The sequence below is a fragment of the Deferrivibrio essentukiensis genome, from assembly GCF_020480685.1.
GTDB lineage: Bacteria > Chrysiogenota > Deferribacteres > Deferribacterales > Deferrivibrionaceae > Deferrivibrio > Deferrivibrio essentukiensis.
In genome coordinates, this window is the sequence record NZ_JAJAFU010000003.1 from 1 (window position 1) to 11818 (window position 11818).

The 11818-nt window shown below is 30.7% G+C and carries 9 protein-coding genes; 1 reads left to right on the forward strand and 8 read right to left on the reverse strand.

Annotated elements, in window-relative coordinates; genetic code table 11:
- The 7 genes from LF845_RS02180 to LF845_RS02210 all read right to left on the reverse strand — a co-directional run.
- Positions 1-1256 (reverse strand): ATP-binding protein (locus LF845_RS02180; RefSeq protein ID WP_242819357.1); only part of this gene is annotated, 1256 nt, incomplete at its 3' end.
- A gap of 29 nt (positions 1257-1285) precedes the next feature.
- The gene (locus LF845_RS02185; protein WP_242819358.1) at positions 1286-2416 is read right to left on the reverse strand and encodes a PAS domain S-box protein; all 1131 of its coding nucleotides are present in this window, start codon (positions 2414-2416) and stop codon (positions 1286-1288) included.
- Between the two features lie 40 nt (positions 2417-2456).
- Positions 2457-4958: an ABC transporter permease gene (locus tag LF845_RS02190; RefSeq protein WP_242819359.1), complete on the reverse strand. Its 2502-nt coding sequence runs from the start codon at positions 4956-4958 to the stop codon at positions 2457-2459.
- Positions 4951-5607, reverse strand: a complete 657-nt coding sequence (locus LF845_RS02195; protein ID WP_242819360.1) for an ABC transporter ATP-binding protein — start codon at positions 5605-5607, stop codon at positions 4951-4953. Before LF845_RS02195 ends, LF845_RS02190 begins: the two co-directional genes overlap by 8 nt.
- 27 nt (positions 5608-5634) lie before the next feature.
- Positions 5635-6669 carry a lipocalin-like domain-containing protein gene (locus tag LF845_RS02200; RefSeq protein WP_242819361.1) on the reverse strand — a complete coding sequence of 345 codons (1035 nt, stop codon included), beginning with the start codon at positions 6667-6669 and terminating at the stop codon, positions 5635-5637.
- Positions 6666-8000 carry a deoxyribodipyrimidine photo-lyase gene (locus tag LF845_RS02205; protein WP_242819362.1) on the reverse strand — a complete coding sequence of 445 codons (1335 nt, stop codon included), beginning with the start codon at positions 7998-8000 and terminating at the stop codon, positions 6666-6668. Before LF845_RS02205 ends, LF845_RS02200 begins: the two co-directional genes overlap by 4 nt.
- Positions 7987-9408, reverse strand: coding sequence for an SDR family oxidoreductase (locus LF845_RS02210; protein ID WP_242819363.1), 1422 nt, complete (start codon positions 9406-9408; stop codon positions 7987-7989). The genes LF845_RS02205 and LF845_RS02210 overlap by 14 nt, the downstream gene beginning before the upstream one ends.
- 108 nt (positions 9409-9516) lie before the next feature.
- Here LF845_RS02210 and LF845_RS02215 point away from each other — a divergent pair, with 108 nt between their 5' ends.
- Positions 9517-10449 (forward strand): metal-dependent hydrolase, encoded by a 933-nt coding sequence (locus tag LF845_RS02215; protein ID WP_242819364.1) that lies wholly within the window; start codon positions 9517-9519, stop codon positions 10447-10449.
- On the opposite strand, the gene LF845_RS02220 is transcribed toward LF845_RS02215, so the two are convergent.
- Positions 10446-11786 carry an MFS transporter gene (locus LF845_RS02220; RefSeq protein WP_242819365.1) on the reverse strand — a complete coding sequence of 447 codons (1341 nt, stop codon included), beginning with the start codon at positions 11784-11786 and terminating at the stop codon, positions 10446-10448. The genes LF845_RS02215 and LF845_RS02220 overlap by 4 nt on opposite strands.
- Positions 11787-11818 lie beyond the last annotated feature (32 nt).

Here is an 11818-nt window from a genome sequence, read left to right on the forward strand (position 1 = left end):
TTTTTTATTTTTTTTGTTTGAAAAATGAAAAAATTCGTTTCTCGATAACTATCTGATAAAGTTTCAAAAATAATCGAAACTAATTGATTTAAAGTAAAAGGCTTTTGCAAAAATTTTACTTCTTCAACAAAAATCCCTCTTTCGCTAACAAGTTCTTCATTATAGCCCGACATAAAAATGACTTTTATATCAGGCAAATAATCCCTGATAGTATCTACAAGTGCTCTCCCACTCATACCAGGCATTATCACATCAGTAATTATCAAGTCAATATTTTTACCATTCTCCCTTACAATATCAAGAGCATCTTCAGGGGATGTTGCTGGAAAAACATTATAACCTATTTTATTCAGAGTATCCTTAAATGCTTCATTTAAAATCTCATCGTCTTCCACAAGGAGTATATTTGCAGCTTTTTCAGCTTTCATACCAAAAACAAATTTCTCTGTGTGTTTTTGTTTATTTTCTTCCCCCTCTTTCTCAATAGCCGGAAAATAAATTCTAAATGTCGTACCCACTCCTAACTCACTATAAACATTAATAAAGCCGTTATGCTGTTTAACAATACCATAAACAGTTGACAGCCCAAGCCCTGTCCCTTTCCCAACCTCCTTGGTAGTAAAAAATGGTTCAAATATGTTTTTTATTAATGCCTTATCCATCCCACAGCCATTGTCAGTAACTGACAAACATACAAAATTTCCAGGAGTAAAACCTGAGTGTGTTTTACAATATTGTTCATCTATAAATACATTTTCTACATTGATAATAATTTTCCCTATTCCATTTATGGCATCTTTTGCATTAATACATAAATTAAGCAAAATTTGCTCTATCTGCCCCTTATTCCCTTTAACAAAAGAAATATTTTCACCTTTATTAATAATAAGCTCTATCTCTTCACCTATAAGCCTTTTAAGCATATTTTCAAAAGAATTAATCACATCTGCAATATTAATATTTTCAACAACTGTTGGCTTTTTACGTGCAAAAATCAGCAACTTTTCGGTAAGATTAGCTGCTCTTTCTGTGGCAGCCATAATATTATCAAGATATGCAGGTAAAGCATTTTTATTATCAATCTGCAATTTTGCAAGCTCCACATAACCCATTATTGCTGATAAAATATTATTAAAATCGTGAGCAACACCGCCTGCCAACTGCCCTATAGAGTCAAGCTTTTGAGTCTGATTTAGCTGCTCTTGCAGTTGTTTCTTTTCGGTAATATCTTCTTTTACTGCAACTATTTTAAACACCTTACCATGTTTATCAACAATAGGGGTAATTATTGCATTCTCAAAATATAACTCGCCATTTTTTTCTTATTTACTATCTCAGAAGTAAAACTTTTGCCAGAAAGCAAAGTATTCCACATATCTTCATAAAATTTTTGGTCTTCCTTACCTGACTTTAAAATTCTTGGGTTATTACCTATTAACTCTTCCCTTTCATACCCCGTCATTTTACAGTAAACAGGATTTACATATTCCATTTCACCATCTACATTAGTAATTAATACGCCTGCGACATTTTGCTCAATAACTTCATTAAAAATCTGTAACCTTTCTTCTAATCTCTTCTTTTCGATTACCTCCCAAACAATGTCTGCAAGATATTCCAAAGTCCTTACATCAGAATCAGTATAGTCAAAAGGTTTATTACCTACACCAATTATCGCAACAACATTATCCCCTCTTATAACAGGGCTTACAAGCTCTCTGACTACCTCAGCATGCCCATATGGGAGCCCTTTTTTATTTTCTATATTTTGATAATCATTATGAATGAAAGATTTTTTATAACGAACACAATCTGCCCAAATCCCTGCCTTATCTACATCATAATGATAATTTTCAGGTAGAGCATTACAAAATTTCTCTTTAGTTGCAGTTGACCACGCCTGAAACGACAAGGTTTTCTGGTCTGATTCAACAAAATGCAAAAAAGATATTTTACTGTTTAAAATCTTTTCAATTGCATCAAGGGCAAAAGTTAGAATCTCATTTATTGTATGCTCTTTTGCATAAAGATATAAATTTAACCTTAGAAGATTTGTTTGCTCCCGCATTATTTTATTAGATATATTCCTTACAAGACTAATAGCATACTCTTTTTTATCTAATTCTATAACCTTAACACTTACTTCAACATCAATAATTTCACCGAATTTTGATAAATGTTTTGACAAAAATTTCAGTTGCCCTTCTTCTTTGATTTTTCTAATTATGTCTTCAATAAATCCAGGTTTATTACTATGAACGATTTTTGATACTTTATGGCCAATAATTTCATCTTTACTATAACCTAAATATTTGCAGGCAACTTCATTGACATAGATAAACTTTTCAAAATCATGGATAAACACAGCATCAGAAAGCAATTCTGCTAATTCGAAAAGCTTAAATAGTCTTTCCATTTAAAATTATAGCACATAATATAGCCGGCTGCAAAAAAACTTATTCAAAACTTGCAAATTTTTTAGGGTCGAGTTGTTTAATAGTTTTGATAGGCAATAGCCCCGCAAAAATTACAAACAGCACAAGGACTAAGAGTAAAAGTGATGTTTTTAAAAAACTGACATGATACTCAATTGACCAGCCAAAAGATTTTGTATTTACCACTTTGATGATTATTACACTTAAAACACTTCCAAGTAAGACTCCGTAAAAAACACCAAAAAAACCGATTACAGCTGCAGACAGTGTGTAGATTTTAGATAAAAGTCTGTTATTTGCACCTAAATATTTTAAAATGCTAATCTCTTTTCTTCTCTCAAGGGCTACTGCATAGAGCATATTCCCCACACCAAGCAGTGATACAATAAGAGCTATCCCCTGAATAGCATATGTAATAGCAAAGCTCTTATCAAAGATTTTGATAACCTTTTTCCTGATAACATCGTTATTGAAAATATCTAAACTTCCATCTTGATTAATTAAGCTTTCTAATTTGCTGATAACACTATCTGAATCAACCCCTTTTTTGAGATAAATACTGACCTGAGTAAATTTTAATTCGTCCCAATACCTTTTTTGAAAAGAGTTATCAAAGATTATAAATCCATTTACAGTAGAATAACTTGTAAAAATTTCTCTGATTTTAAATTTTCCCTTCCCCTTTGGCGTATCAATTTCTATAAAATCCCCTACTTTTAAACCGTATCTAATTTTAAAATACTCTGAAACAGCGATACTTTTTGTTACTTCAAAATTATCGATACCGTTATGATACTTTTTAACAACCTTTTCCTCTCCAAAACCTAAAAGAATCTCTTTCCCTTTAAAAGTCCCCGGCATAGCACGAAAAGTGCTAACAGCTTCAACCCCATCAACAGTTTTGATTTCATATAAAATATTTTCATCAAGGGGCTCAAAACAAAAATTGGACGAACAACTTGCGGACTTGATAAAAATATCTGCTCTAAGGTTGTTATCTATCCATTTTGTGAGTGAAATTTTAAAGGAATCTATTAAAGTAACCATGCTGATAACAAGCGCCGTTGAAATGGCTACGCTTATTAAAGCGATGGCAAACCTGTATGAACTGCTGAAAATATCTGCAAAAGATATGAAGCCAGCCGTCTTAAAAATTTTTTTCATTATTTTTTCCACAATAAGGATAAGCCTCTCAAGATACAAAAAGGCAGCAGCACAAAAACCAATAAGTATAAAAAAAACTCCTACATAGGATAGATAAGGATACTCAGAAACATTGTAGTAATAATCAAAAAAGCTAAACAGTATTCCTAATCCAATAAAGAAAAGCCCAACAAAAAACCAAATCAAATAATATTTTTTAAATTTGAGCTCAAAAGTCCCCCGCCTTACAGTTTCCACAGGATTTACCTTACTTGCTTCAATTGCAGGAAAAATAGAAGATAGCAAAGATATACAAATACCTAAAAAAACTGCGTAAAAAGAATATGAATTAAAAACAAAAATACTTTTTATATACACAGGTTTAAAAATAGTGCTTATTGTATCTTCGACTACTGCAGAGGAATAAATACTCAAAATCTGTCCCAATAATAGCCCCAAAATTGAACCTAAAGCGCCAAGAAGAAATGATTGAAAGATAAATAGAAATAAAATCTGAGATTTTGAACTCCCTAACGCCCTCAAAGTGCCAATTTGCTCCCTTTTTTTGACAACGGTAATAAAAATAGTATTAAATAGCATAAAGAATCCTACTAAAAAAGCTATAGAGCTTATAAAATAAAGGTTCATCTTGAACGATTTTAAGATTTCCCCCTGATTTTTTATAAGGACAGATTTCTTTTGCAAAAGCAGATTTTCCGGCAACAATGGTTTAATTTCATCAACTTGTTTATCTGTTAAGTTTACATCTATCCTTGACACTTTGCCCAAAAAATTAAACTTTTCTTGAAAATTTCCAATATCCTGATAAAGGCCTGACGGGACTTGGTCGGAATTTAAAATCCCTGCAACATAAAATTTTTTTATACCGCCAGCAGTTAAGTAAAGTCCATCACCTATTTTTACTTTTAGTCTTTTAGCAATATCATCAGTTATAAATACTGCATTTTGTTTTTGAAAAAAACTCTGCAAATCTAAATTTGATTCTGTTATGTTAATATTACTGTTTTTTATTACTTTAAGTGAATCTATTGCAAATATAGGGATAACTAATCTTTCTCTTTCTGATTGAGCATTTATTTTAATGAGTGGGTAATTTCTTATCTGTTTACCATTTAAAATTTTAATTATACTTTCGTCAAAAGGTTTGCCAAATTTGTCATTTATCTCATAATTTGCTATTGGATTTAATTTTTCAATATCACTTGACATACTTTTTATTGCACTTTGGGTGGAATTCAAAATAGATAAAAACAAACCCACTCCAAGAGCTACACCAAAAATGGATATAAGGCTAAAGAGCTTTTCCTCTTTTAGATTTCTCAAGGCAAAAATAAATATAAGTCTTAAACTGTTAATCACTTATCTCATCTCTAATATGGCCATCTTTAATACAGATTACTCTATCGGTAAATTTTGCAATCTCTTCGTTGTGAGTAACCATAACAATTGTAGTATTATATTTTTCATTTAAACTCTTTAAAATGTTTAAGATTTTTTCACCAGTGAGTGTATCAAGGCTTCCTGTTGGCTCATCAGCCAAAATAATTTTAGGCCTTTTTATTATTGTGCGTGCTATTGCAACTCTTTGCTGCTCACCACCTGATAGTTGATGTGCAAAATTGTTTATTTTATGTTTAATATCAAGAATATCTAATATTTTTTCTATCTCATCTTCTTTATTAATACCATTTATCAAAAGTGGGATTAAGACATTTTCATAAACTGTAAGATTGTTGAATAAATTAAAAAACTGAAAAATAAAACCTATATACTTTTTTCTAAATTCAGTTAATTCTTCTTCATTAAAATTTGTAATATTTATACCATTAATTATAACTTCTCCAGTATCAGGTTTATCCATTGCACCTATTATATTTAAAAGTGTGGATTTGCCTGAGCCAGATGGACCCATTATTGACAAAAATTCTCCTTCTTTGATATGTAAATTGATATCTTTTAAAACTTTTGTTTCACCATAACTTTTATATACATTTTTAAGAGCTATCATCTATTTCTCCAGCATTTTTACTATATTTCAATATCCCGTAAGCTCCATATAGGCTTTTCCATTCAAATCCCCATAAACCTTACAAGCACCTTCATAATAATAATTAAAAGTTGATTTTGAAGCTACAAACTCTTGATTCTTAACAAGGGATTCCACAAAAATCTTTTTATTGTTTATCTTAATTTCCCATTTTATAGGATATTTTGCAGAAGTTATTTTAGATTTGTAAAATTCTAAAGGTTTTAGTTTTACTTTATCAAAATCAAGATTAATTTTATTACCATTTTTATCAATAATTGCCGCGTATGAGCTTTTGTCAATTTTACCATCTTTATCTTTAATTTGATAAATGATAATCTCTCTGCCATCATCAAGCATAATTGAAAACCAGTCCCAACCTTTTAATTTATCGGTGCTGTAATCTGAATTAATTTCTCTGTCAAACCAGCTTTCCCCCGAAACTGAATATTTTTTCTCATCAATCTGTAAATATCCGGTCGTTTTCATCCTTGTAATTGAAAAATATAATGAAGCACATTCTTCACATCCGTAAATCTTATTTGAATAACCGTTTTCCCCGTTTAAAATAGGATTTTTGGTAGGTATCAAGTTAATATCAATACTAAAATTTTCAGCTTTTGCTTTTATGTCAAATTGTTCAATACTACCGGTAACCAAATCATCAAAAACCTTTACATACAATTTATTATCACTTGCTGCAGCTTCATTATAAGCTCCTCTTGATGTATCATCTTCAAAGTAATACTTTTGATTGTTTATATCTGTTATTGCAAAATGAGAAATATAAATCCTGTTTAGCCCAAATTTGCTTTTATAATTTTTCTTATTCACATTTACTACAAATATTGTAAGCTCATAGCCAAATTTTTTTCCATCGTTTGAATTCAAATGCCCTGTAAAATACCACCACTGACTTACAAAATTATCTTTATAATAAAGGTCATTAGGCAGATTTACACGGTCAGTTGCCTTTAATTTTACAAAGTCTGACGCAAAAGCAAAATTTGTAAACAAAAGTAATATCAAAATAACTATTCTCAAGCACCAACCCTCATAAGATATCTATTCATATCAAATTTCCTTTTAAGGCCATTTTCTGACATATATCTTATTTTACCAAAAATTTCTCTCTCTTTAAATGCTCTGTCATGCATTCCAAAACACCATGCAATACCTGCATAACCGTTTGAATCTCTTCCATCAAGAGCATATTTGTCATTTAAAAAGATTAGATTTTCGTAAGCAGACTTCAACGACTCAGACCACTCTATAACTTTTTTGCCCCAATACATACGCATATAATTATGAATTTTACCTTTATTTATAAGCTCATATTGGGCTGCATTCCAAAACTTATCATGAGTTTTACAACCTTCTAACTCATTTAAAGTATAAATATATTCTCTTTTATCTTTTTCATGGGTTTTTAATGTATTTTTAGACCACTCAGGTAAAAATGTGTAAAGATTATGAATATCATCAGTATAGTAAGTAAAGTTGTGGGCTAATTCCCTTCTTACAACAAGCTGCTCAAATAGGGTTTCATAATTTTCAGGATTAGTTTCTATTTTTAAAGCTTCTTTTAAGATTTTAATAGGACTGATAAATCCAAAATGTAGATAAAAACTCAAATTTGACTCAAAATCAAAGGCTGGATCTCCTCTTTTTTCTGCAAAGTTATCATACTTTTCATTTAAAAAATCTCTCAGCAGCTTATCTGCCTCACTTTCTCCACCTTTGAAATCAACTGTTTTGATGTAATGAACTGATTTTAATTTTTCATCAATAATCAAGCTATCTAAATCATTTTCCAACACAAAATTATTATCCCTATAATCAAAAAACACAAAATCGTTTAAAATTTTTTCTTTTAATTTATTAATTTTAGGTCTTATCGTATATGCTCCGTATTCACACTTTGAGCTTGCAACCTGTACAGGCACCACAAGATTTGTATCAACCTCATAAATATTAACATCATTATTTTTATAAATTTTATTTCTCACATCTTTAAGCCATTTTATGTATGCCTTATCTGTTATAAGCGTGTTGGCATCGTTTAGATATTGAGGCAGAATTTCTGTAAAAGGGCCTACTTTAACATGGAAAGATATCTTTAAATCATTAAATTTTTCTACAAGCTCCAAAATACCGTCGATAAAAAATTTAAAATGCCTGTAATTGGCATCTTTATAGTTAAAATCGACCACTACCAAAACTTTCAACGGCAAATTTTTATTTATTGCCAAATATTTTGCAAACTCAAGGCTGTGGTTATATTCTACTCTGAAAGCACCCTGCATCCAATAAAGTATATAATACCCTTTTTTGGATGATTTTTTTACACAAGTAACCCTTTCAAGATAATTCATTCGCCTGCCTGATTATATCTTTTTGCATAAGTTTGAATATAATTTTATGAAATGGGAGCATTAAATACCAGTAGATTCTTCCCGCAAGCCCCTTTGGATAAAAATATGCTGTAATTGTAAAATCATCATCTAAAATTGAAAATTCTAACCACGCCTTGCCGGGTAACTTCATCTGTGCTTCAAGTAAAAGCCTTTTATTTTCAACAATATCTATTACCTTCCAAAAATCTATACTATCCCCTATTCGCAAGTCCCCTTTTCTTCTTCCTCTATTAAGCCCATACCCGCCAACAAGTTTATCAATCAAACCTCTAATCCCCCAAAGAAAATTCAATGCAAACCATCCATTTTCGCCACCTGCTGATTTGCACACCTGAAAAAGGTTATAAGCCTTTTCTTCATCTATTTTTGTGAAATATCTGTCCGCATAAATTGCCATTGACACTTCCGGCACAAAAGGGACATCGCAAACTTGTGATTTGCTACTGTCACACCATCTGCTAATCACCTGATTTTTTTTAATCTCTTCTATGGATAGCCTTACAGCTTCTTCAAATTCTGTAACCTTTACATCAGGGAAAATCTCTTTTGCATTACTATTTTCAATAATACTTTCATGTTTGAGCCCCATTACAAGCTCTTTTGCTATATCAAAATTTACAGGAGAAAAAAGTATTAACCAGTATGATGATAATCTCGGAGTTAATAATGGGACAGAGACAATATACCTTTTAAGCCCCAATACTTTTGCAGTCTTTAACACCATATCTTTGAAAGTCATAGGCGGCATACCTATATCAATCTGGGCTGTTTTATAATAATCAGACAAAATTGCAGATTTTAAATATTTAATTACATCACCAATATATACTGGTGATGTAAGTGTATTTACCCATTTTGGTGCAACCATTACAGGCAATTTTTCTACAAGACTTCGAATTATTTCAAAACTTGCACTTCCTGAGCCAATTATTACCCCAGCCCTAAACCATATACATGAAACTTTAGGTGAGCTGCTTAAAATCTCACCTGTAATATATCTGCTTTTTAGATGAACGCTTAAATTTTCTTTATTGCCAAGACCACCCATATAAATAATTCTTTTAACAGATAGCTTTTCACAAATCTTGATAAAATTTTCAGCACTCTTTTTTTCAGCCTCCAAATAATCCTTATCACTACCCATCATATGAATAAGATAAACCGCCGTATCAACACCTTCCAAAGCTTTTTCAAGAATCTCAGTATTAAAGGTATCCCCTTCAAATACATTACATCTGCTTTTAAACTTTTCTTCTAATTTATTGGAGTTTCTTACTAAAAGATTAATTTCAATGTTTTCGTTAAATAGCTCTTCAGCAAGTCTTCTGCCTACAAATCCTGTCACACCGGTTAATAGTATTTTCATATTTATAACTTACCATAATTATATTAAAAAATAAACTTGTAATGATTTTAAATTAGATTTTTATAGACTTTAATTTTTTTATATATATTTTACTTAAAAGAGGTGAAAATGGATCCTGTTACTCATATTGGAAGCGGACTTTTAGGCGGCTCATATTTAAAAGATAAAAAAAGTGACAAAAGTATATACATAATTTCAGTGATAGGCGCACTTTTGCCGGATATTGATAATATCATTGGACTTGCTAATAATCCTCAGCTTTATCTTATTCATCATCGCGGGATAACTCACTCTTTTTTAGGTGCTATTCTACTTTCATTCATTTCAGCACTCTTATTAAAATATATTTTTTTTCGCAAAACAGATTTTAAAAAGATATTTTTAATATTTACATTTTTCAGCTTTGTTCACATATTTTTGGATTTAATTACAAGTTACGGCACACAGATAGCTCTCCCATTTACAAATGAAAGATATACTCTTGAGTGCACATTTATAATAGATCCTATTTTTACAGTCACTATATTGATATTCTTTTTCATTTCAAAAAAACTTACTTCTAAAAAAATTAGATTAATATTGTTTAGCTTTATCTTTGTTTATCCTCTGTCAAATTTAGCACTTAAAGCTATTTATACAAATATGTTAGAATCAAGATACCCTGATAAAAAGGTTTATTTAAGCCCCTCACCTTTTACACCGATTTTTTGGAAAGTGATAATGGAAGATAATTCTTCATATTATGTTGCCACAAAGACATTATTCGCTGATACAAACTTAAATGATTTTCAAAAATACACTTCATTAAAAACCAACAATTTATCTACTCTATTTACTGTAGATGGTTTTTTAAAAACTTACTACTGGTTTACTAAGTATCCTATCATTCAAAAAATAGGTAAAAACACTTATAAAATTTCAGATTTAAGATTTATGTTTACCTTGAAGAGCTTAAATATCAAAAGGGAAGCCCCTTTCAGCATTATATTAACTACCAATGATGACTATTCAAAAATATTAAATTATAAATACGGTTTTTAACTTAGCTTCCCAACCTTTTTAATATCACTTGTACCTTTTAAAATTTTAAATGTAGCGATTAAAATAATTGTAAATAAAATTATAAAATACCAATTAAACCAGCCAATTGAAGCCATAAATGCTTTATTTTCTGCAATTTTATGAGATATTTCAGGGTTTACAAGTTTCAATATATCACGATATATTCCAAAAAAGATTGAGTAAAAAAAGCCAATAAGACCGTAAGATAAGTTAAAACTTAAACCTTTAAAACTAAGCACTGTAGCCCTTTTGTCCGAAGAAGTTTCATTATTCAAATAGTGGCTCAAGAAAAAACCGTTCATCATAAAGGCTGCAAATAAAACCACCATAGGAGCAATACCATAAAATGGGACAAAAAGTGAGATTCCGTAAAATCCAACAATAGTCATAACGGTAAGTATAATCATATTTTTTAAAGGGGTAAATTTTTCAGTCATCACTCTGGATATTTTTGGAATAAACAGGCCAATTACAGAAATAGCAGAGCCTATCACTCCAAACAGCGCTTCAGGAATCATAATAAGACGATAATACTGGCTTGTAAGAGTAACAACCATCCTTATACTATGATCAAATAACATTCCAAAAAGTATAACAGAAAAAACAAACGGACTTTTTATAACCCATTTACCTGTAGACATTGTGTGTTTTAATGTAGCAATAGATGTTTTAAAAAATCCACTCACCTGTAATTTTTCTTTATTATCAAGTTCAGGTTCTTTCATTCTTAAAACAGCCGTAAAAGCTATCAATGAAGACATCAATGTCAGATAAAGTGGAAATCTCATCGTTTGCTGTTGAGTTAAGACAATATTAAAACCTAAAAAGTCCAACACTTTATTCACCATATTTGGATCATAAATAAAAGAACCTAAAGTCATAGCTACAATAAATCCCACAGACTGCAATTTCATCTGGATTTCCAACACTCGCCCCCATTCATCAGTCTGCCCTGTAAGCACAAGTGTATCATAGGCAATAGCTTCATCCGCTCCACTTGCCATCGCCTCGGCAATACCGCTTAAAATTCTGTTAATCAAAAATACTGCAAATATAAGGTTTCCATTTCCAAGAGGGACAAAACTTATAAGCATAAGCTCAATAATCATTATTACACAAGTACTTACCAAGAGTTTTTTTCGACCTAAAATATCAGCTAAGGCACCTGACGGCACTTCCACTAATACTATGGTAATTGCCCACACCACATTAAGCATCGCAAATTGTTCAATCGTTAAACCGTAATCTAAAAATAAAACAGTAAATACCGGATAATAAAAACGGGCATTATAAAGCACCCGTAATATAATAAACATCTTGATATTTGTTAGTTTAAAGGGGGAAATAT